At 68.0% G+C, this 22,793-nt stretch carries 13 protein-coding genes; 10 read left to right on the top strand and 3 right to left on the bottom strand.

Features of this window, described 5'->3' with window-relative positions; translation table 11 throughout:
* The first annotated feature begins 15 nt into the window (after nucleotides 1-15).
* The 7 genes from ACP93_RS01720 (at nucleotide 16) to ACP93_RS01690 (ending at nucleotide 12,704) form a co-directional block, all read left to right on the top strand.
* On the top strand, nucleotides 16-2,400 hold the full coding sequence (locus ACP93_RS01720) for a methyl-accepting chemotaxis protein (protein WP_048489108.1): 2,385 nt from the start codon (nucleotides 16-18) through the stop codon (nucleotides 2,398-2,400).
* 166 nt (nucleotides 2,401-2,566) lie between these two features.
* On the top strand, nucleotides 2,567-4,789 hold the full coding sequence (locus ACP93_RS01715) for a methyl-accepting chemotaxis protein (protein ID WP_048489107.1): 2,223 nt from the start codon (nucleotides 2,567-2,569) through the stop codon (nucleotides 4,787-4,789).
* A gap of 436 nt (nucleotides 4,790-5,225) precedes the next feature.
* Complete coding sequence (locus ACP93_RS01710; RefSeq protein ID WP_048489106.1) at nucleotides 5,226-7,469, top strand: methyl-accepting chemotaxis protein; 2,244 nt, start codon at nucleotides 5,226-5,228, stop codon at nucleotides 7,467-7,469.
* 97 nt (nucleotides 7,470-7,566) lie between these two features.
* Nucleotides 7,567-8,433, top strand: coding sequence for a CheR family methyltransferase (locus tag ACP93_RS01705; RefSeq protein WP_017917563.1), 867 nt, complete (start codon nucleotides 7,567-7,569; stop codon nucleotides 8,431-8,433).
* A complete protein-coding gene (gene cheD / locus ACP93_RS01700) occupies nucleotides 8,430-9,032 on the top strand; it encodes a chemoreceptor glutamine deamidase CheD (protein ID WP_048489105.1) in 603 nt (200 codons plus the stop codon). Before ACP93_RS01705 ends, cheD begins: the two co-directional genes overlap by 4 nt.
* Complete coding sequence (locus ACP93_RS01695) at nucleotides 9,029-10,102, top strand: protein-glutamate methylesterase/protein-glutamine glutaminase (protein ID WP_048489104.1); 1,074 nt, start codon at nucleotides 9,029-9,031, stop codon at nucleotides 10,100-10,102. Before cheD ends, ACP93_RS01695 begins: the two co-directional genes overlap by 4 nt.
* 4 nt (nucleotides 10,103-10,106) lie before the next feature.
* Nucleotides 10,107-12,704, top strand: a complete 2,598-nt coding sequence (locus ACP93_RS01690) for a sensor domain-containing protein (RefSeq protein ID WP_082143340.1) — start codon at nucleotides 10,107-10,109, stop codon at nucleotides 12,702-12,704.
* Nucleotides 12,705-12,836: 132 nt separating this feature from the next.
* Here the strand turns inward: ACP93_RS01690 and acnB are convergent, their stop codons facing one another.
* Genes acnB through ACP93_RS01675 form a run of 3 tightly spaced genes read right to left on the bottom strand, consistent with a single transcriptional unit; the run spans nucleotide 12,837 to nucleotide 16,148 of the window.
* Nucleotides 12,837-15,428 carry a bifunctional aconitate hydratase 2/2-methylisocitrate dehydratase gene (gene acnB / locus ACP93_RS01685; protein WP_048489103.1) on the bottom strand — a complete coding sequence of 864 codons (2,592 nt, stop codon included), beginning with the start codon at nucleotides 15,426-15,428 and terminating at the stop codon, nucleotides 12,837-12,839.
* Nucleotides 15,429-15,480: 52 nt separating this feature from the next.
* Nucleotides 15,481-15,888 (bottom strand): type II toxin-antitoxin system VapC family toxin, encoded by a 408-nt coding sequence (locus tag ACP93_RS01680; RefSeq protein ID WP_017908728.1) that lies wholly within the window; start codon nucleotides 15,886-15,888, stop codon nucleotides 15,481-15,483.
* Nucleotides 15,885-16,148, bottom strand: a complete 264-nt coding sequence (locus ACP93_RS01675; RefSeq protein WP_048489102.1) for an AbrB/MazE/SpoVT family DNA-binding domain-containing protein — start codon at nucleotides 16,146-16,148, stop codon at nucleotides 15,885-15,887. Before ACP93_RS01675 ends, ACP93_RS01680 begins: the two co-directional genes overlap by 4 nt.
* 149 nt (nucleotides 16,149-16,297) lie before the next feature.
* Between ACP93_RS01675 and acnA the strand changes: the two genes are divergently transcribed.
* From acnA to ACP93_RS01660, 3 genes are all read left to right on the top strand, one after another.
* The gene (gene acnA, locus ACP93_RS01670) at nucleotides 16,298-19,057 is read left to right on the top strand and encodes an aconitate hydratase AcnA (RefSeq protein ID WP_048489101.1); all 2,760 of its coding nucleotides are present in this window, start codon (nucleotides 16,298-16,300) and stop codon (nucleotides 19,055-19,057) included.
* 983 nt (nucleotides 19,058-20,040) lie between these two features.
* On the top strand, nucleotides 20,041-21,726 hold the full coding sequence (locus tag ACP93_RS01665) for a fatty acyl-CoA ligase RpfB (protein ID WP_048489100.1): 1,686 nt from the start codon (nucleotides 20,041-20,043) through the stop codon (nucleotides 21,724-21,726).
* Nucleotides 21,727-21,875: 149 nt separating this feature from the next.
* A complete protein-coding gene (locus ACP93_RS01660; RefSeq protein ID WP_048489099.1) occupies nucleotides 21,876-22,748 on the top strand; it encodes a crotonase/enoyl-CoA hydratase family protein in 873 nt (290 codons plus the stop codon).
* Nucleotides 22,749-22,793: the final 45 nt, after the last annotated feature.

Below are 22,793 nucleotides of genomic sequence, written 5' to 3'. Positions count from 1 at the left end.
ACGGGAAACGCGCTCATGCAGTGGATTAAAGATCTGAAGGTGATGCCCAAACTGATGCTGGCGTTCGGCGTCGTGCTGGCGTTGATGCTGATCCAGGGCATTGCCGCCTATCGCGGCCTTCACTCGCTCAACGGCGTCACCAGCAATGTCTCCGCGCAGGTCGTGCCCAGTGTGCGCACCGGCGGCGAGATGCGCGGCATCCTGGGCGAGTACCGCAATGCGGCCTACCAGAGCCTGATCCGCAGCAGCGATGCGCTGAAGAAGGAATCGGCCGCGCGCAAGGTCGCGCTGAAGAAGCAGATGGACCAGATCCTGGTCAAGTATCCGCCCAAGATCGGTAGCCCGCAGGAAAAGACCATCTACGACCGCCTGGTGGCCGACTGGAAGAAGGCCAGCGCCTCCTATCAGTCCGTCGACGAAATGCTGCAGCTGGACCTGCACGACGACGCCATCGACACCTTCACCGGCGAGACCCGCACCCTGCACAACAAGGTGGTGGACGACGTCGTCGCCCTGATCGCGGAGAACGACCGCCAGGCCAAGGTCGCGGCCGACGCCGCCAGCGGCACCTACAGCAAGGCGTCCGCGACCCTGCTGGTCTGCCTGCTGATCGGTCTTGGCGCGGCGATCGGCATGGCCGTCCTGTTCGGGCGGATGCTGGCCAATAACATCCGCGATGCGGTCAAGGTCGCCAGCGACGTCGCCGGCGGCAAGCTCGACGGGCATATCGACGCCAACGGCAAGGACGAAATCGGCGAGTTGATGCAGGCGCTCAAGCGCATGCAGCAGGACCTGCGCGGGCGCATCGAGCGCGATGCCGCGGTCGCCTCCGAGAACCTGCGCATCCGCACCGCGCTGGACAATTCCTCGATCGGCATGTTCATCGTCGACCTGGACTACAACATCGTCTACGCCAACCCGTCGATGCAGGGCCTCACCGACAAGTACGCCGAGCAGATCCACTCGGTCGCGCCGGCCTTCGATTCGAGCCTGCCGCTGGTCGGCTCCCCGGTGACGGTGATGGAGTACGGCAACCAGCACGATCCCAAGACCCTCTCGGAGCTTGAGAAGAAGGGCGTGATGGAACGCGAGATGGCCTACGCCGACGCGCGCATCGCCCAGACCATCACCGCCATCCGCGACCAGCACGGCACCCATATCGGCTTCGTGTGCGAATCGCGCGACCGCACCCTGGAAGCGCAGGTCGAGCAGGAAGTGGCCAAGATCGTGCGCGAGGCCGCCGCCGGCGACCTCAGCGGGCGCGTCGGCCTGGACGGCAAGCACGGCTTCTTCCTGCAGCTGGCGCAGCAGCTCAACGGCCTGCTGCAGGCCAACGGCGACAGCATCGGCGAAGTGTCCAAGCTGCTGACCGCGCTGTCGCAGGGCGACCTGACTGCGCGCATGCACGGCGATTTCCAGGGCGTGTTCGCGACCATGCGCGACGACGCCAACGCCACCGCCGAACAGCTGGCGGCCATCGTCGGCCGCATCCAGCAGGCGGCGAACGCGATCAATGCCGCCGCCGGCGAGATCGCCGCCGGCAACGACGACCTGTCGCGCCGCACCGAGCAGCAGGCCGCCAACCTGGAAGAGACCGCCGCCTCGATGGAGGAACTGACCTCCACCGTGCGCCAGAACGCCGAACATGCACGCCAGGCCAACCAGCTGGCCGCCGGCGCGGCGACGGTCGCCTCGCAGGGCGGCGACGTGGTCGGCAAGGTGGTCGAGACCATGAGCGGCATCGAGGCGTCCTCTAAGAAGATCGGCGACATCATCAGCGTCATCGACGGCATCGCCTTCCAGACCAACATCCTGGCGCTCAACGCCGCAGTGGAAGCGGCGCGTGCCGGCGAACAGGGCCGTGGCTTCGCCGTGGTCGCCAGCGAAGTGCGCACCCTCGCCCAGCGCTCGGCCAACGCCGCCAAGGAGATCAAGGGCCTGATCGATGCCTCGGTGGGCCAGGTGGCCAACGGCTCGACCCTGGTCCGCCAGGCCGGCCAGACCATGACCGAGATCGTCGCCTCGGTGCAGCGCGTCACCGACATCATGGGCGAGATCGCCGCCGCCTCGCAGGAGCAGTCGGCCGGCATCGAGCAGGTCAACCAGACCGTCACCCAGATGGACGAGACCACCCAGCAGAACGCGGCGCTGGTGGAAGAAGCCACCGCGGCGGCACGCTCGATGGAAGAGCAGGCCGGCCAGCTGATCGAGTCGGTGTCGATCTTCCGTGTCGAGCAGTCGGCCCAGGCCGCGGTCGTGCATGCACCGCATGCCGTGGCCGCGCCGAGGTCGGCACCGGCGGCGAAGAAGCCTGCGGCCGTCGCCTCCGCCAAGCCGGCGGCGGTACGCGCCCGCAAGGTCGAGCCGGCGCTGGCCGATTCGGACTGGCAGGAATTCTGAGACCGGCCGGACCTCTCGCTGTACCCCCATCCCCGGCCTTCGCGCCGGGGATTTTTTTGATGGCCGCGTCGGCGCGTGGATTGTCTACGAATCGGTCGCGTCGCGCGCTCAATTTCATCGTTGCCGGGGCCGTTAAATCCCTGGGAACCTTCCAAGGAACTGGTCGATGTCGTCTCGCTCGTTGCTCACCCGCCTCTCGGATCTGCCGCTGCGCCGCAAATTCCTGTGGCAGACCGTCTTGCTCGGCGCCGGTATCGTCCTGCTGGCGGTGATCGCCGCGCGGATGCAGTACCTGGATATCCGCAATACGCGCGAGCAGGCGCTGAAGAGCCAGATCGAGCTGGCGCTGGGCGTGGTGCGCGCCTATGCGGCCGAGGTGGACAAGGGCAGCATGCCGCTGGCGGAGGCGCAGCGCACCGCCCTGCGCACCCTGGAGTCGATGCGCGCCCGCGACGGCGTGGACTACTTCTACGTGCACGACCTGCATCCGACCATGCTGATGCACCCCACCCGCCACGACCTGATCGGCAAGGACATCGGCCAGGTGCTCAGCGCCGACGGCAAGCCGATCTTCCGCGAGTTCGTGAAGGTGGCCGAGGCCGGCGGGGGCTATGTCGACTACCTGTGGCCCAAGCCCGGCACCGAGAAGCCGGTGGAGAAGGTCTCCTACAATGCCGCGTTCGCGCCCTGGCATTGGGTGATCGGCACCGGCGTCTACATGGACGACGTGCAGGCGCAGGCACTGATCTTCACCGGGGTGATGGCGCTGGCCGGCGGCGTCCTGGTACTACTCACCTTCGGCATCAACTGGCTGATCGGCAGCTCGGTGCTGCGCCCGGTGTCGCGCAGCCTGGAGGCGATCCGCGCGGTGTCGCGTGGCGATCTCAGCGTGCGCATCGACAACCCCGGCCGCGACGAGACCGGGGAGATGCTGCGCGCCACCGGCGAGATGATCCGGATGCTGGAGCGCTTCTCCAGCGAGACCGCACGGATGGCCGTGCTGCACGCCGACAAGGACATGTCCCACCGCATGCCGGAGGATTTCCCCGGCGTGTACGGCGACCTCGCCGCCAGCATCAACCGCATGATGTTCGAACACCTCGATGCCATCGTCGACGCCATCGCCGTGCTCAACGAGTACGCCAACGGCGACCTGCGCCGCGATGCGCGGCGCCTGCCCGGCAGCCGCGCGGTGCTTCACGAATCGATGGACGCGGCCAAGGCCAGCCTGCTGGCGATCAACACCGAGATCAAGCGCCTGGCCGCCGCGGCTGCCGCCGGCGACTTCAGCGCGCGTGGCGATGCCGAGCGCTTCCAGCACGACTTCCGGCTGATGGTGCAGGACCTCAACGCGATGATGGAGGTCAGCGACCGCAACCTGGGCAAGCTGTCGACGCTGCTGCAGGCCATCGCCGCCGGCGACCTGAGCGCGCGCATGGAAGGCGACTTCCACGGCGTGTTCGCGCGGATGCGCGCCGATGCCAACACCACCGCCGACCAGCTCGCCGACATCGTCGGCCGCATCCAGGCCGCGGCGCGCAGCATCCACGGCGCCACCACCGAACTGGCCAGTGGCAACGAGGACCTGTCGCGCCGCACCGAGCAGCAGGCGGCCAACCTGGAAGAGACCGCCGCCTCGATGGAAGAGCTGACCTCCACGGTCAAGCAAAACGCCGAGCACGCGCGTCAGGCCAATCAACTGGCGGTCGGCGCGGCGTCGGTGGCCTCGCAGGGCGGCGATGTGGTCGGCAGGGTGGTCGAGACCATGAGCGGCATCGAAGCGTCGTCGAAGAAGATCGCCGACATCATCAGCGTCATCGATGGCATCGCCTTCCAGACCAACATCCTGGCCTTGAATGCGGCGGTGGAAGCGGCCCGCGCCGGCGAACAGGGCCGCGGCTTTGCCGTGGTCGCCACCGAAGTGCGGACCCTGGCGCAGCGCTCGGCCAACGCCGCCAAGGAGATCAAGACGCTGATCGACGACTCGGTCGGCCGCGTGAGCGAAGGCTCGGCGCTGGTCGACCAGGCCGGCCGGACCATGAGCGAGATCGTCACCTCGGTACAGCGCGTGACCGACATCATCGGCGAGATCGCCGCGGCATCGCGGGAGCAGTCGATGGGCATCGAGCAGGTCAGCACCACCGTGGCGCAGATGGACCAGGCGATCCAGCAGAACGTCGCGGTGGTCGAGGAAGCCAGCGCCTCGGCGCGTGCGCTGGAAGAGCAAGGTCGCCGGCTCGGCGAGGCGGCAGCGGTGTTCCGGCTGGATGCGGTGTCGACCGGGGCGAACGGCGCGGCGGCACGCGCGCCTGCCGCCCGGCCTCGGAGCGCGGCGCAGCCGGCCCCGCTGCGGCTGGTCCGCACGGCCCCGACCATCGGGGCCGATTGAGCGGCCATACCAGTGCGATAGAAACAATCAGGCATCGCACGGCGATTTGCGCCCCGTCACGGTTCAAGCAATCGCTGCGCAAGTCGATATCAGGATCACGCCCCGTGACCCGCGGATGACACCGCCGGGTCCCGACCGCGACCGTTCTGGGAGCACGTGATGCCTTGCTGTCCACATCCACCCTCGTCCAGCGTCGTGCCGCCGCACCGAGCCGCCGCATGTGCGCAAGTCCAGCGCGCTATCCCGCGCCCCCTCGTTGGCGTCGCCGGCACGCGCCAGCTGCCATCCCGGCGGCGCGTTCGCGCGGGCATCGCGCGTGGTGGCCTCGACCGGCAGCGCGCCTGCGCCCCACCTTCGCCTCGCTACGCTTCCGCCGGCTGACGCCGCGGCCGCCCTCGTCCCGCTCTTCCACCTTGCTACCGCACATGGAACGCCCATGAACGTGCTCTCGCATCTGAAAATCCGCGACAAGCTGATCTGTGCCTTCGTCGTGACCACCCTGCTGACGCTGGTGCTGGGCGCGTTCACCTATTCCCGCACCAACCTGTCGATCGCCGAACTCCAGCACATCGAGCGCGACTGGGTGCCGGCGACCCAGGCGCTGTCCGAGGTGCGCGCGCAGTTGGGCGAATTCCGTACCTACGAACTGGCGCAACTGGCACGCGCCGACGATCCCAAGGCCCAGGCCGACTACTTCACGCGCATGCAGAAGGTGCGCAGCGAGGTGGCGAAGAACCAGCAGGTCATCGCGGCGATGATGCGCGATCCCAAGCAGGTGCAGATGTACGCCGGCGTCCAGGAAACGCTGAAGGCCTATCTGCAGGCCAACACCGACATGGGCGCCGCCTTGCGTGCCGGCGACGTGGCGGCGGCGCAGACGATCTCCGATACGCGGTCGCGGGCGCTGCGACGGACCCTGTTCGAGCGCATCGTCGCACTGACCCAGTACAACGTCGCCGAACTGAACCGGGAGATGGATCTCGCCGACAGCCAGCTGGCCAATACCAAGACCCTGATCCTGGCGCTGCTCGGGCTGGCCGTGCTGTTCGCCGGCGTCACCGCCTGGTCGATCGCGCGCGGCATGGCCCGCCAGCTGCACGCGGCCAAGCGCCTGTCGCAGGCGGTGGCGCGCGGCGAACTGGACGGCGCCACCTACCCGCACGGCAAGGACGAGATCGGCGAACTGATGGACGACATGCTGGTCATGCGCTCGCGCATCCACGCGGTGATCCGCGCGCAGGACGAGATGGCGCAGCAGCACGCACGCGGCACCATCAGCTACCGCATCGACGAGACCGCCTTCCCCGGCGAGTACGGGCGCATGGTCAAGGGCACCAACGAGCTGGTCGCCTCGCACATCGCGGTGAAGATGCGGCTGCTGCAGATCATCCAGCGCTACGCGATCGGCGACCTGTCCGAGGACATGGACCGCCTGCCCGGCGAAAAGGCCGTGCTCACCGAGACCATGGACATGGCCAAGCAGAACCTGACCGCGATGAGCGAGCAGATCAAGCAACTGGCGGAGGCGGCCGCGGCCGGCGTGTTCGGCACCCGCGGCGACGCCGACCGCTTCCAGTATGGCTTCCGTGCCATGGTGCAGGACCTCAACGCGATGATGGGGGTCAGCGACCGCAATCTGGGCGAACTGTCGACGCTGCTGCAGGCCATCGCCGCCGGCGACCTCACCGCGCGCCTGCATGGCGAGTACCACGGCGTGTTCGCCACGCTGCGCGACGACGCCAACGCCACCGCCGCGCAACTGGCGGCCATTGTCGGCCGCATCCAGGCGGCCGCCGCCAACATCAATGTGGCCTCGACCGAGATCGCCGCCGGCAACGACGACCTGTCGCGCCGCACCGAACAGCAGGCCGCCAGCCTGGAGCGCACCGCCGCCTCGATGGAGGAGCTGACCTCTACGGTGAAGCAGAACGCCGAGCATGCGCGCCAGGCCAACCAGCTCGCCGCCGGCGCCGCCGCGGTCGCCTCGCAGGGCGGCGAGGTGGTCGGCCAGGTGGTCACCACCATGAGCGGCATCGAGGCTTCCTCGAAGAAGATCGCCGACATCATCGGCGTCATCGATGGCATCGCCTTCCAGACCAACATCCTGGCGCTCAACGCGGCAGTGGAAGCCGCGCGGGCCGGCGAGCAAGGTCGCGGCTTCGCGGTGGTCGCCAGCGAGGTGCGTACCCTCGCCCAGCGCTCGGCCGGTGCCGCCAAGGAGATCAAGGAACTGATCGACGAGTCGGTCGGCCGTGTCGCCGAAGGCTCGGCGCTGGTCGACCAGGCCGGCCGCACCATGAGCGAGATCGTGACCTCGGTGCGGCGCGTCACCGACATCATGGGCGAGATCGCCGCCGCTTCGCAGGAGCAGTCCGCCGGCATCGAACAGGTCAACCAGACCGTGGTGCAGATGGACGAGAGCACCCAGCAGAACGCCGCGCTGGTCGAGGAAGCCACCGCCGCGGCGCGCTCGATGGAGGATCAGGCCGGACAGCTCGGCGCGGCCATCGCCGCGTTCAAGCTGGACACCTACCTCGGCGTGGCCGCCAACGCGCCGACCGCGCAGGCCGCTCCCGCCCGGGCTCGCAGCGGCTCCCGACCTGCGGCACGGCCGCGCCCGGTTGCCGCGGTCGCTGCAGCGGTTTCCAGCACCAGCGAAGCCCAGTGGCAGGAGTTCTGAACAGGCACACCCTCGCCGGCGGCCGTCACTGAACGCCGGCTGTCAATTTCGGCCGGTCCCGGCCGATAACCCGATTGACCGACCATCGCTGCACACCATGGCCATCCAGACTCCCGCTTCGCCCTCCTCCGGTTCCGACAATCGCGACTTCGACTTCAGCGACCGCGATTTCAAGCGGGTCTGCGACCTCATCTATCAGAAGGCCGGCATCGCGCTGGCCCCGGCCAAGCGCGACATGGTCTACGGCCGGCTGTCGCGGCGCCTGCGCGTGCTGGGCCTGCGCTCGTTCCGCGACTACCTGGACTGGCTGGAGCGCGACGGCGGCGACGAATGGGAGGCGTTCACCAATGCGCTCACCACCAACCTGACCTCGTTCTTCCGCGAGCCGCACCATTTCGAGCGGCTGCGCGAGGAGTTGCAGAAGCATTCCGGCGCGGCGCCGCTGAAGATCTGGTCCTGCGCCTCGTCCACCGGCGAGGAGCCCTACTCGCTGGCGATCACCGCGTGCGAGGCGTTCGGCACGCTGACCCCGCCGGTGCGGATCCTGGCCACCGACGTCGACACCCAGGTGCTGGCCACCGCCTCGCGCGGCGTGTACGCGCTGGAGCGCGTGGCCAGCCTGGATCCCGCCCTCAAGCGCAAGTACTTCCAGCGCGGCAGCGGCGCCAACGAAGGCCAGTGCCGGGTGCTGCCGGCCCTGCGCGACCTGCTCGAGTTCCGCCAGCTCAACCTGCTGGAACCGCGCTACGACGTCGCCGGGCCATACCTGGCGCTGTTCTGCCGCAACGTGATGATCTATTTCGACAAGCCCACCCAGCGCGGCATCCTGTCGCGGCTGATCCCGCACCTGGACGACGATGGCATGCTCTATACCGGCCATTCGGAGAACTATCTGCATGCGGCCGACCTGATCCAGCCCTGCGGCCGCACGCTGTACCGCCGCGCGCAAAAGGATCGCGCATGAGCCCCGCCGCCATGGCCGTGGACCAGGTGATGCGCTATCACGATACGCGCTTCCAGACGACGGCGGCCAAGCTGCTGCCGACCCAATACCTGGTGGTGGACGACGACACCGCGCTGACCACCATCCTGGGCTCGTGCGTGGCTGCCTGCATCCGAGATCCGCTGCTGAAGATCGGCGGCATGAACCACTTCATGCTGCCCGACGGCCAGAGCGGCGACGGCGCGCCGGCGCGCTACGGCAGCTACGCGATGGAAGTGCTGATCAACGACCTGCTCAAGCGCGGCGCCGCCCGCAACCGCCTGGAAGCCAAGGTGTTCGGCGGCGGCAACGTGCTCAAGGGCTTCACCAACAATCCGGTCGGCACGCGCAACGCCGACTTCGTGCTGAACTACCTCAAGGCCGAGCAGATCCCGGTGGTGGCCGAGGATCTGCGCGGCATCCATCCGCGCAAGATCTGGTTCTTCCCCGGCACCGGCCGCGTGGTCGTGCAGCGCCTGCCGCACGCGCACGAGGAAGCGGAGATCGCCGCGGCCGAGTCGGCGGTGCGCGCCCGTCTGGCCAAAGCCCCTGTCACCGGTGCCGTGGAGTTGTTCGAATGAGCCTGGAAGCCCCTTGCCGTGTCCTGATCGTCGACGACTCCGCGGTCGTGCGGCAGATCCTCACCGAGATCCTGTCGGGCGCGCCCGGTGTGGAGGTGGTCGGCTCGGCCGCCGACCCGCTGCTGGCGCGCGAGAAGATCAAGCGCCTGAACCCGGACGTGATCACCCTGGACGTGGAAATGCCGCGCATGGACGGCCTGGCGTTCCTGGAAAACCTGATGCGGCTGCGGCCCACACCGGTGGTGATGATTTCCTCGCTCACCGAGCGCGGCGCCGACACCACGCTGCAGGCGCTGTCGCTGGGCGCGGTCGACTTCGTCTCCAAGCCCAAGCTCGACGTGGCCCGCGGGTTGGAGGGGTACGCCGAGGAGATCATCACCAAGGTCAAGAACGCGGCCAAGGCCAAGGTCCGTGCGCTGGACCGACCGGCCGTGCCGAAGCCGGTCGGCGCCACCGCCACGCCCGCCGCGGCGTCCTCGCTGAAGTTCCGCACCACCGACCGGCTGATCGCGATCGGCGCATCCGCCGGCGGCACCGAGGCGCTGCGCGTGGTGCTGGAAGGCATGCCGGCCGACGCACCGGCCGTGGTGATGACCCAGCATCTGCCGGCCGGCTTCAGCACCGCCTTCGCCGACCGCCTCAACCGGCACTCGGCGATGGCCGTGCGCGAGGCCACCGAAGGCGAAGCGATCCTGCCCGGCCACGCCTACCTGCCGGGCGGCGGCAAGCACCTGCAGGTGATCCGCGACGGCGCGCGCTGGCGTTGCAAGATCGACGACGGCCCGCCGGTCAACCGGCACAAGCCGGCGGTGGACGTGCTGTTCCAGTCGGTGGCGCGCAACGCCGGCGCCAACGCCATCGGCGCGATCCTCACCGGCATGGGCGACGACGGCGCGCGCGGCCTGCTGGAAATGCTGCAGGCCGGCGCCAGCACCCTGGTCCAGGACGAGGCCACCAGCGTGGTCTGGGGCATGCCCGGCACCGCCTTCCGCCTGGGCGCGGCGCAGGAAGTGCTGCCGCTGGACAAGATCGCCGAACGCCTGATCGCACTCTCCGTGCAGGCCCGCTGAGACCATGCCGGGTCGCCGCGCCACCACCTCGAGCGTCCCCAGCGACCCCAGTGTGGAAACAGCGCGTGCGGCCGCGGCCTGTTCCGAACTCGATCTGCTGCACTGCCTGCACTATGCCCCGCAAGGAGTGCTGGTGATCGATGCGAAGGCGCGCGTGGTCGCCTTCAATCACACGGCCGAAGCGCTCTGGAATCGGCCACGCGCGCAGGTGCTGGGCCATCCGCTCGGGGATCTGGTCGACGCCGAGGTCCGCGCGGACTTCCTCGCCAGTTGCCTGCACCACGACGGCAGCGGCAGCTACGAACTGACGTTGCGCGATCCCGACGGGACGGTGCGCTGGCTGACGGTGAGCGCGGCACGCGTGCCGGAGAACACCAGTCAGCTGCAGGTGCTGTTCGTCCGCGACGTCAGCGCCGAGCGCGCCCGCGATGCCAGGATGCGGCTGCTGTCGCTGGCGCTGGACTCCAGCGACAACGCGATCGTCGTCTGCGATCCGGAATTGAACATCCTCTACGTCAACGCCGGCTTCAGCCAGGCGTTCGGCTACACCGAGAGCGACGTGCTGGGACACCTGCCCAGCAACGTGCTGACCGGCCCCGGTACCGACCTGCAGACGGTGCAGCAGACCCGCGAACGCGTGCGCGCCGGCTTCGGCCACCAGGCCGACATCCTGGCCTACCGCAAGGACGGCACCCCGCTGTGGGCCACCCTGGTGGCCACCCCCATCGCCGGCGAGGACGGCAGCCAACAGCACTACATCCTCTCGTTCACCGACATCACCCAGAGCAAGATGCACGAGGTGCTGCACAAGAACGTGCTGGATGCGCTGGTCCGCGAACAGCCGCTGGTCGATGTCGCCACGCTGATCTGCAAGGAAGTCGAGCGCATCGCGCCGGAACTGATGGCCGCGATCGTCAGCGTCGACGGCAGCGGCGGCCTGCAGCCGCTGGCGGCGCCGAGCATGCCGGCGCGGTTCGGCGAGACCATGAGCAACATGCGCGCCGGACCACGTGCCGGCGCCCTCGCCACCTCGATCTGGCGCAGCAAGCAGGTGCTGGTGCTCGACCCGCGCACCGACCCGCTGTTCACCGACTACATGGGGCTGGTGCAGCAGGTGCAGTTGGGCACCTGCGTGGCCACCCCGATCAAGTCCAGCAGCGGCCGCGTCCTCGGCAGCTTCGCGCTGTGCTACCGGCAGGTGCGCGAGCCCTTGGCCTGGCACATGCGACTGATCGAGCTCTGCGTGCATCTGTGCGCATTGGCGCTGGAACGCGAGCAGACCAGGGCACGCGTGCACCAACTGGCCTTCTACGACTCGCTCACCGGCCTGCCCAACCGGGTGATGTTCAGCGCCCGCGCCGAGCAGGCGCTCGCCGCCGCCGAGCATCAGGGCGCGCCGGTCGCGATCCTGTTCGTGGACATCGACCGCTTCAAGCGCGTCAACGAGACCCAGGGCCATGCCGCCGGCGACGGCCTGTTGCGCGACATCGCCCATCGCATCGGCGACACCCTGGGCCTGACCGATCTGGTCGGTCGCCAGGCCGGCGACGAATTCGTGCTGATGCTGCCGAACTGCAGCGTCGAACAGGCCGCCGGCGTCGCCGAGCGCCTGTTGCTGGCGCTGGCCGAGCCGCTGGTGGTGGGCCAGGTGACCCTGCACCCCAGCGCCAGCATCGGCGTGGCGATGTTCCCCGTGGACGGCAGCGACATCGAGACCCTGCTGCGCCATGCCGACCTGGCCATGTTCCGGGCCAAGCGCGGGGGCGGCGACAGCGTGTGCTACTTCAGTTCCGACATGAACCGGATGGCGCAGGAACGCGTGGCGATGGAGACCGCGCTGCGCGACGCCCTGCATCGCAACAAGCTGCAACTGCACTACCAGCCGCAACTGTACAGCCAAGCGCCACATGCGCTGTACGGCGTGGAAGCCCTATTGCGCTGGGAGCATCCCAACCTCGGCGCGATCTCGCCAGCGCGGTTCGTGCCGATGGCCGAGGAATGCGGCCTGATCGACGAGCTCGGGCAGTGGGTCTTGCGCGAAGCCTGCCGGCAGATGGCCGACTGGCGCCTGCGCGGCATCCCGGTGCCGCGCGTGGCGGTGAACCTGTCGGCCAACAACTTCGCCGACCCGCAGTTGCCGGCGCGGGTGGAAGACCTGCTCGCCACCGCCGGCCTGCAACCGGCCGACCTGGCCCTGGAGATGACCGAGAGCGTCATGCTCTCCAACACCAATGCAGTGCTGGCCAACCTGCGCCAGTTGCAGGCCGGCGGCGTCCTGCTGTCGCTGGACGACTTCGGTACCGGCTATTCCAGCCTCAGCCACCTGCACCAGCTGCCAGTCAACGAGCTCAAGCTGGACATGAGCTTCGTCAGCGACCTGGAGCACTGCCAGACCTCGCGCGCCCTGACCACCTCGGTGCTGCGCATCGGCGAGACCCTGGGCCTGCATACCGTCGCCGAAGGCGTGGAGACCGAGGCGCAACGCGCGTTCCTGGCGCGGCTGGGCTGCCGCGTGCTGCAGGGCTTCCTGTTCGCACCGGCGCTCACGCCGGCGGCGCTTGAGCACTGGCTGCTGGGGCGCGCGCCCGCGCCGCCAGAGTGAGCGCGAGCAGAGGCGACCCGCCGTGCCGCGAAATGCCGGCAGCCACCATGGAAAAAGCCCGGCAGTGCCGGGCTTTTTTCGTTGCGACATGCCGCATGGGCGGCACGTCGCGTCAACGCATCGCCGGGGCGATCAGGCGGCGACCGTGGCGGCCACGTCCTGGTAGTCCTGGATCTGATCGAAGTTCATGTAGCGGTAGATCTGCTCGCCACTAGTCTTGATCACGCCGACGTCGGCCATGTACTCGTCCTTGGTCGGGATCCGGCCCAGACGCGAGCAGATCGCCGCCAGCTCCGCCGAACCCAGGTACACGTTGGTGTTGCGGCCCAGGCGGTTGGGGAAGTTGCGGGTGGAGGTCGAGAACACCGTGGCGCCCTCGCGCGCCTGCGCCTGGTTGCCCATGCACAGCGAGCAGCCCGGCATTTCCATGCGCGCACCGGCGGCGCCGAAGGTGCCGTAGTGGCCTTCCTTGGTCAGCTCCGAGGCGTCCATCTTGGTCGGCGGCGCGACCCACAGGCGGGTCGGGATGTCGCGCTTGCCTTCCAGCAGCTTGGCTGCGGCACGGAAGTGGCCGATGTTGGTCATGCACGAGCCGATGAACACTTCGTCGATGGCCGCGCCGGCCACGTCGGACAGGGTCTTCACGTCGTCAGGATCGTTCGGGCACGCCACGATCGGCTCGTGGATGTCGGCCAGGTCGATCTCGATCACCGCGGCGTACTCGGCGTCGGCATCGGGCTCGAGCAGCTGCGGATCGGCCAGCCACTCTTCCATCTTCTTGATCCGCCGCGCCAGCGAACGCGCGTCGGCATAGCCTTCGGCGATCATCCACTTCAGCAGGGTGATGTTGCTGGTCAGGTACTCGACAATCGGCGCCTTGTTCAGGCGCACCGTGCAACCGGCGGCCGACCGCTCGGCGGAGGCGTCGGACAGCTCGAACGCCTGCTCCACCTTCAGCTCCGGCAGGCCTTCGATTTCCAGGATGCGGCCCGAGAAGATGTTCTTCTTGCCCTGCTTGGCCACGGTCAGCAGGCCCTGCTTGATCGCGTACAGCGGGATCGCGTTGACCAGGTCGCGCAGGGTCACGCCCGGCTGCATCTGCCCCTTGAAGCGCACCAGCACGCTCTCGGGCATGTCCAGCGGCATGACGCCGGTGGCGGCGGCGAAGGCGACCAGGCCGGAGCCGGCCGGGAACGAGATGCCGATCGGGAAGCGGGTGTGCGAGTCGCCACCGGTACCGACGGTGTCGGGCAGCAGCATGCGGTTGAGCCAGCTGTGGATCACGCCGTCGCCCGGGCGCAGCGACACGCCGCCGCGGGTGGAGATGAACTCCGGCAGGGTGTGGTGGGTCTTGACGTCCACCGGCTTCGGGTACGCCGCGGTGTGGCAGAACGACTGCATCACCAGGTCGGCGGAGAAGCCCAGGCAGGCCAGGTCCTTCAGCTCGTCGCGGGTCATCGGGCCGGTGGTGTCCTGCGAGCCCACCGAGGTCATCTTCGGTTCGCAGTAGGTGCCCGGGCGCATGCCCTGGCCTTCCGGCAGGCCGCAGGCACGGCCGACCATCTTCTGCGCCAGCGAGAAGCCCTTGCCGGTGTCCGGCGGGTCCATCGGCAGGCGGAACAGGGTCGAGACCGGCAGGCCCAGGAACTCGCGCGCCTTGGCGGTGAGGCCGCGGCCGACGATCAGCGGGATGCGGCCGCCGGCGCGCACTTCGTCGAACAGCACGTCCGACTTCATCGCGAACTCGGCGATCACCTGCCCGTCCTTCAGCGCCTTGCCCTCGTACGGGCGCAGCTCGACCACGTCGCCGTGCTCCATCTGCGACACGTCCAGCTCGATCGGCAGCGCACCGGCGTCTTCCATGGTGTTGTAGAAGATCGGCGCGATCTTCGAGCCCAGGCACACGCCGCCGAAGCGCTTGTTGGGGATGTACGGGATGTCCTCGCCGGTCCACCACAGCACCGAGTTGGTCGCCGACTTGCGCGAGGAACCGGTGCCGACCACGTCGCCGACGTAGGCGACCAGGTGGCCCTTGGCCTTGAGGTCGGCGATGGCCTGGATCGGGCCGCGCTTGCCGTCCTCTTCCGGCTCGAACGCCGCGCCGTCGCGCTTGTTCTTGAGCATCGCCAGCGCGTGCAGCGGGATGTCCGGGCGGGTGGTGGCGTCCGGCGCCGGCGACAGGTCGTCGGTGTTGGTCTCGCCCGGCACCTTGAACACGGTGATGGTCAGGCTCTGCGGCACTTCCGGCTTGCTGGTGAACCACTCGGCCTCAGCCCAGCTCTGCAGCACCGCCTTGGCGTGCGCGTTGCCGGCCTCGGCCTTTTCCTGCACGTCGTGGAAGGCGTCGAAGATCAGCAGCGTGTGCTTGAGGCCTTCGGCGGCGACCGCGCCCAGCTCGGCGTTGTCCAGCAGCTCGATCAGCGGATGGATGTTGTAGCCGCCGAGCATGGTGCCCAGCAGTTCGGTGGCGCGGATGGGCGAGATCAGCGGGGTGGTCTCGCTGCCGAAGGCGACCGCGGCCAGGTACGAGGCCTTGACCTTGGCGGCGTCGTCGACGCCGGCCGGCACGCGCTGGCTCAGCAGTTCGACCAGGAACTGCTCCTCGCCGGCCGGCGGATTCTTCAGCAGTTCGATGACCTGCGCGGTCTGCTGCGCGCTCAGCGGCAGCGGCGGGATTCCGAGCGCGGCGCGCTCTGCAACGTGGTGGCGATAGGCTTCCAACATGCGGGTTCTCCGGAAAAATACGGTGGGGATGTGCGGTAGCGGCGGCGCGGCGTCAGCCGGCAGGCTTGGGGACGATGATCTTCAGGCCCTTGAAGTAATCGCGGAAAAAACGGTCGTCGTGGGTAATCAGGCCATCGCATTGCAACAGCGCATGCGCACCGATCAGGAAATCGGCCACCACCCGCTCGCGCTTGCCGCCACGGGCGCGGAAGCGACGCTGCATCTCGCCGGCGCGCAAGGCCGACTTGGCCTCCAGCGCGCTGAAGCGGATGCTCATGTCCTCCAGCACCGACAAGGCCTCGGCGCCGTCGCGCAGCGCGCTGCAGACTTCGGCCAGGACGATGTCGCAGACCACCACCGGGCCAGTACTCAGGCACTGGCGCAGGCAGGCTTCGGTGGCGTCGGCCTGGGGGCCGTCGGCCAGCAGGTCCACCAGCACGGACGAGTCGATGGCGATCATGCGCCGGCGTCGGGCTCGGACTCGAACGGATCGCCCGGAGCACGGCCACGGATCGCGCGCATCGCCTCGTCGGTGCTGGCGAAGCCATCGAGCTTGAAGCGGCCGCGGGCACGCGAGATGGCGTCGTCCACGCTCTTGCGCAGGATGATCCGGCCGCCGTCCAGTTCCACCTTCAGGATGGTGCCCTTGCTCAGGCCCAATGCATCGCGCACGGCCTTGGGCAAGGTGATCTGACCGCGCTCGGCGACAGTGGCTTCCATGGGACGGGCTCCACAAGGTATGCACGAATTTTACATACTTGAAGCGTCATACTCAAGCCCGCATACAGCGCCGGTCACACCTGCCATACACACTGAATCGGTCAGAATGACCGCAGTCCCTACAGCCGCGACGCCATAGGAGTTCCGTGATGAGCGATTCCTTTTCCACCCGCGCCTCGCTCGAGGTCAACGGCCAACGCTACGCCTACTACAGCCTGCCCAGGCTCGCCGAGCGCTTCGACATCGCCCGCCTGCCCTATTCGCTGAAAATCCTGCTGGAAAACCTGTTGCGCCACGAAGACGGCGGCGTGACCGTGGGCAAGGACCACATCGAGGCGGTGGCCAAGTGGGATCCGAAGGCCGAACCGGACACCGAGATCGCCTTCATGCCGGCGCGCGTGGTGCTGCAGGACTTCACCGGCGTGCCCTGCGTGGTCGACCTGGCGGCGATGCGCGATGCGGTGGTCAAGCTCGGCGGACGCCCGGAGCAGATCAACCCGTTGATTCCCTCGGAACTGGTGATCGACCATTCCGTGCAGGTGGACGTGTTCGGCAAGCCCGATGCGCTGGACCTCAACGGCAAGATCGAATTCCAGCGCAACAAGGAACGCTACGGCTTCCTGCGCTGGGGCCAGAAGGCCTTCGACAACTTCAAGGTGGTGCCGCCGAACACCGGCATCGTGCACCAGGTCAACCTGGAGCACCTGGCGCGTGTGGTGATGACCGGCGAGCGCGACGGCGAGGCGATGGCCTACCCGGACACCGTGTTCGGCACCGACAGCCACACCACCATGATCAACGGCATCGGCGTCCTCGGCTGGGGTGTGGGCGGCATCGAGGCGGAAGCGGCGATGCTCGGCCAGCCCTCGTCGATGCTGATCCCGCAGGTGGTGGGCTTCAAGCTCACCGGCAAGCTGCCCGAGGGCGCCACCGCCACCGACCTGGTGCTGACGGTGACGCAGATGCTGCGCAAGCACGGCGTGGTGGGCAAGTTCGTCGAGTTCTTCGGCGACGGCCTGCAGCACCTGCCGCTGGCCGACCGCGCCACCATCGGCAACATGGCACCCGAGTACGGTGCCACCTGCGGCATTTTCCCGATCGACGCCGAGTCGCTGACCTACCTGCGCCTGTCCGGGCGCAGCGAGGAGCAGATCTCGCTGGTCGAGGCCTACGCCAAGGCGCAAGGCCTGTGGCACGACGCCGACAGCGCGCATGCCGAATACAGCGCCGTCCTGGAACTGGACATGGGCCAGGTCAAGCCCTCGCTGGCCGGCCCCAAGCGCCCGCAGGACCGCGTGCTGCTGGAAGACATGCAGCGCAACTTCCGCGACAGCCTGGTGCCGTTCGCCGACGCGCGCAGCAAGCGCCACAGCGACGCGAAACAGGAAGACCGGCTCAAGAACGAAGGCGGCGGCGGCACCGCGGTCGGCGCCCAGGCGGCGCAGGCGCAGAGCACCGAGGACAGCGGCGCCGGCTGGCGCCTGCGCGACGGCGCGGTGGTGATCGCCGCCATCACCTCCTGCACCAACACCTCCAACCCGGCAGTGATGCTCGGCGCCGGCCTGCTCGCGCGCAACGCCGTGGCCAAGGGCCTGAAGGCACAGCCGTGGGTCAAGACCTCGCTCGGGCCGGGCTCGCTGGTGGTCACCGACTACCTGAAGAAGGCCGGGGTCATGGGCGACCTGGAACAGCTCGGCTTCTACGTGGTCGGCTACGGCTGCACCACCTGCATCGGCAATTCCGGCCCGCTGCCGGAGGACGTGTCTGCGGCCATCGCCCAGGACGACCTGGTGGTGGCCTCGGTGCTGTCGGGCAACCGCAACTTCGAAGGGCGTGTGCATCCGGAAGTGAAGATGAACTACCTGGCCTCGCCGCCGCTGGTGGTCGCCTATGCCATCGCCGGCACCACCGACATCGACCTGACCCGCGATCCCCTGGGCACCGGCAGCGACGGCCAGCCGGTGTACCTGCGCGACATCTGGCCGAGCAACAAGGAGATCGGCGACACCATCGCCGCCACAGTCGGCCCAGAGATGTTCAAGCAGAACTACGCCGACGTGTTCAAGGGCGACAGCCGCTGGAACACCATCGCCTCGCCCGATGGCGAGCTGTACGCCTGGGACGGCGCCTCCACCTACATCAAGAACCCGCCCTACTTCGACGGCATGACCATGCAGGTCGGCCGCATCGACGACGTGCACGGTGCGCGCGTGCTCGGTCTGTTCGGCGACTCGATCACCACCGACCACATTTCCCCGGCCGGCAACATCAAGAAGGACTCGCCGGCAGGCCGCTTCCTGCAGGAACGCGGCGTACAGCCGGCCGACTTCAACAGCTACGGCAGCCGCCGCGGCAACGACGACGTCATGGTCCGCGGCACCTTCGCCAACATCCGCATCAAGAACCTGATGTTCGGCGGCGAGGAAGGCGGCAACACCCTGTATCACCCGCCCGGCGGCGGCCAGCCGGAAAAGCTGGCGATCTACGACGCGGCAATGAAATACAAGGCCGACGGCGTGCCGCTGGTGGTGATCGGCGGCAAGGAATACGGCACCGGCTCCTCGCGCGACTGGGCGGCCAAGGGCACCAACCTGCTCGGGGTCAAGGCGGTGATCGCCGAGAGCTTCGAACGCATCCACCGCTCCAACCTGGTGGGCATGGGCGTGCTGCCGCTGCAGTTCCTCGACGGCCAGAATGCGCAAAGCCTGGGGCTGGACGGTTCGGAAGTGTTCGAGATCACCGGCCTGCAGGACGGCGCCAGCAAGCGCGCCAAGGTCGTCGCGACCAAGGCCGACGGCAGCGCGCAGTCCTTCGAGGTGGCAGTGATGCTGCTGACCCCGAAGGAAGTGGAGTACTTCCGCCATGGCGGCCTGCTGCAGTACGTGCTGCGGCAGTTGGCTGCACGCTGACCGCCCCGGCGGTTTCCAACAGCGGAAGCCCGGCCCCCGCGACAGCGCGGGGGCGCTACGCCGGCACGCGAACCAATGGGTCGCAAGCCTGCCGTCTCGCCCACCACGGCGGCCTGCTGCAGTACGTGCTGCGGCAGTTGGCTGCACGCTGACCGCCCCGGCTGCTTCCAACAGCGGAAGCCCGGCACGCGAACCAATGGTTCGCAAGCGTGCCATCTCGCCCACCACGGCGGTCTGCTGCAGTACGTGCTGCAGCAGTTGGCTGCGCGCTGACCGGCCCGGCGGTTTCCAACAGCGGAAGTCAGATCCTGTGCGGCGAGGCCGCCTGGTGCGGCGGCGCAACAAAACAACGATGTTTCGGCAAAGCCGTCATCGACAACAGGAGCAAAGGCTCCTGCTGTTGCTGTTGCTGTTGCTGTTGCGTTTGCTCTTGCTCTGCCGGGTTCCCTTCCGAAGCGGCGGCCATCGCCGGGGAAAAACCCGAAGGGCGGCGCACAGGGATGTGCGCCGTCCGCGGCAGGGGCAGGGCTCGCCGGAAAAGGGCGAAGCACTGCTTCGCCCCGGCGGGCGGGCTGGCGCCGTGAGGCGACTGCCCCGGACTTGGCTGCGAAGCAGACAAGCCCCTTCCGCGGATCCCCGGGATGGACGCGGACCCGGAGCGCGCAGCGCGGAGGGCGCGCAGGCAGGGTGTGCTTTCTTTTGGTTACTTTTCTTTGCACAAGCAAAGAAAAGTGACTCGCCCGCAAGGGCGAAAGCCTTTGCTTCGCAATGCTTGGCGGACCAACCCGCACCCGATGCAGCGGCATCGCCCAGGCGTTTAAAACGCTCGGCTTGTAGCGCGCAGCCTCAAGACAATTCACATCTTCCCGCGACCTCCACCCCACCCCTGTTCGCCTTTTCCCTACGGAACGGTATGCTGCCGTTGCCGGTTCTAGCGGATACTGTCCGTACAGAGCCATCAATACGTTTCCTGGAGGGGGAATATGAGTCTGGATCGTCCGTGGTTGCAGAGTTATCCGGCCGGCGTTGGCGCCGAGATCGATGTCGACGAGTACCGCTCCGTCGCCGCGGTGTTCGAAAGCTCCGTGGCCAAGTTCGGAGACCGCCCCGCCTACTGCAACTTCGGCAAGACCCTGACCTACCGCGAGGCCGGCGAACTGGCCCGGCAATTCGCCGGCTACCTGCTGGGCGAACTGCAGCTCAAGAAGGGCGACCGTGTCGCCCTGATGATGCCCAACTGCCTGCAATACCCCGTTGCCACCTTCGGCGTGCTGCTGGCCGGCATGACCGTGGTCAACGTCAATCCGCTGTACACCCCGCGCGAACTGCGCCACCAGTTGATCGACTCCGGTGCCAGCGCCCTGGTGGTGATCGACAACTTCGGCACCACCGTGCAGGAAGTGCTCGCCGACACCCCGGTCAAGCAGGTGATCACCACCGGCCTGGGCGACATGCTCGGCTTTCCCAAGGGCGCTTTGGTCAACTTCGTCCTGAAGTACGTCAAGAAGCTGGTGCCGGACTACGACATCCCCAACGCGATCCGCTTCCGCGACGCGCTGACCCTCGGTCGCCTGCACACGCTGCCGTCGATCGATATCGAGCCGGACGACATCGCCTTCCTGCAGTACACCGGCGGCACCACCGGCGTGGCCAAGGGCGCCATGCTGACCCACCGCAACCTGGTCGCCAACATGCTGCAGGCCGGCGCCTGGATCTCGGCGACCGGCAAGCTGGAGGAAGGCAAGGAAGTCATCATCACCGCGCTGCCGCTGTACCACATCTTCGCACTGACCGCGAACGGACTGGTCTTCATGAAGCTCGGCGGGCTCAACCACCTGATCAGCAATCCGCGCGACATGCCGGGCTTCGTCAAGGAACTGCAGAAGACCCGCTTCACCGCCTTCACCGGCGTCAACACCCTGTTCAACGGCCTGCTCAACACGCCCGGCTTCGACAAGGTGGATTTCTCCTCGCTGAAGTTCACCCTCGGCGGCGGCATGGCGGTGCAACGTGCGGTGGCCGAACGTTGGAAGCAGGTCACCGGCGTGACCCTGGTGGAAGCCTACGGCCTCACGGAGACCTCGCCGGCGGCCTGCATCAATCCGCTGACCCTGACCGAATACAACGGCGCGATCGGCCTGCCGATCCCCTCCACCGACGCCTGCGTCAAGGACGACCAGGGCCAGATCCTGGCCCATGGCGAAGTCGGCGAGCTGTGCATCCGCGGGCCGCAGGTGATGAAGGGCTACTGGCGCCGGCCGGAGGAAACCGCCAGCGCCATCGATGCCGACGGCTGGCTGCACACCGGCGACATGGCGCGGATGGATCCGCAGGGTTTCTTCTACATCGTCGACCGCAAGAAGGACATGATCCTGGTGTCCGGCTTCAACGTGTATCCGAACGAGGTCGAGGACGTCATCGCGATGATGCCGGGCGTGCTGGAAGTGGCCGCGGTCGGTGTGCCGGACGAAAAATCCGGCGAGGCGGTCAAGGTGGTCATCGTGAAGAAGGACCCCAACCTGACCGCAGAGGAAGTGAAGGCGCATGCCCGCGCCAATCTCACCGGCTACAAGCACCCGCGCATCGTCGAGTTCCGCAAGGAGCTGCCCAAGACCAACGTCGGCAAGATCCTGCGGCGCGAGCTGCGCGAGGCCCCGCCGCCGCAATAAGCAGATCCGACGGGCGCCCGCGTGGCGCCCCTGAAGGCGCTGGCGGGGCGAGTTCCGGCCGCGGCACCCGGGTGTAGCATCCGCGGGGTGGAAACGCACTCGCCCGCTGCGCCACGCCATCTCCGCGGGCGTCTTTCCGAGAGCCCGCCATGAGCACGATCGACCCGCTGCCCCGTACCCGCGCCTATTCCAGCATCCGTATCGATGTGGACGGCGACGACGATAGCCATTGGTTGTATATGCATGCAGGCAATGCCGCCAAGCTACGGCCCTGCTTCCATCCCACGTTGATGCGCGAGATGCACAGCTACCTCGCGTCCATCAGCCAGCCCCGCAACCTGGCGTCGGCGCGGCTGGGCAGTCTGGTGCTGGCATCCGATGGCAGTGCGTTCAACCTGGGCGGCGATCTGGAACTGTTCGGCCACTACATCCGCCGCCGCGACCGCGCCGGCCTGATGGCCTACGCGACAAGCTGCATCGATGGCGTGCACCGTTTCCACGAAGGGCTCGGCGGCAGTTTCCGCACCATCGCCCTGCTGCAGGGCGACGCGCTCGGCGGCGGCCTGGAGATGGCGCTGTCATGCCACCTGATCGTGGCCGAAGAGGACGTCGGCATGGGCCTGCCGGAAATCATGTTCGGCCTGTTCCCGGGCATGGGCGCGTATTCGTTCCTCAGCCGCCGCATCGCACCGCATGCAGCGGAGCAGCTCATCCTGGGAGGCCATGTTTTCAGCAGCCAAGAGATGCACGCCATGGGCATTGTCGATGTACTGGTGCCCAGGGGCCAAGGCAAGGACGCGGTGCGCGACCTGATCCAGCAACAGCGGCGCGCGCCGCTGGCGCATCTGGCGATGAATGCGATGCGTAACGTGGTACAGCCGGTTCGCCGCGAAGAACTGCTTGCGGTGACGGAAATCTGGGTGGACGCCGCGCTGGCCCTGGGCGAAAAGTCGCTGCGGACCATGGATCGGCTGGTGCGCGCCCAGGTCCGGCGCGCTCAGGCCGGCGTCGTTGCCGCCTGAGCGTGGCGCTGCCGGCAACGGGGGATGACCCGGCCCAGCGCCGGG

Source organism: Xanthomonas sp. NCPPB 1128, from assembly GCF_001043115.1.
In the GTDB taxonomy this organism is placed as follows: Bacteria; Pseudomonadota; Gammaproteobacteria; order Xanthomonadales; family Xanthomonadaceae; genus Xanthomonas_A.
The sequence above is the reverse complement of the archived record's forward strand: the minus strand, read 5'-3'. Positions and strand labels throughout refer to the sequence as shown.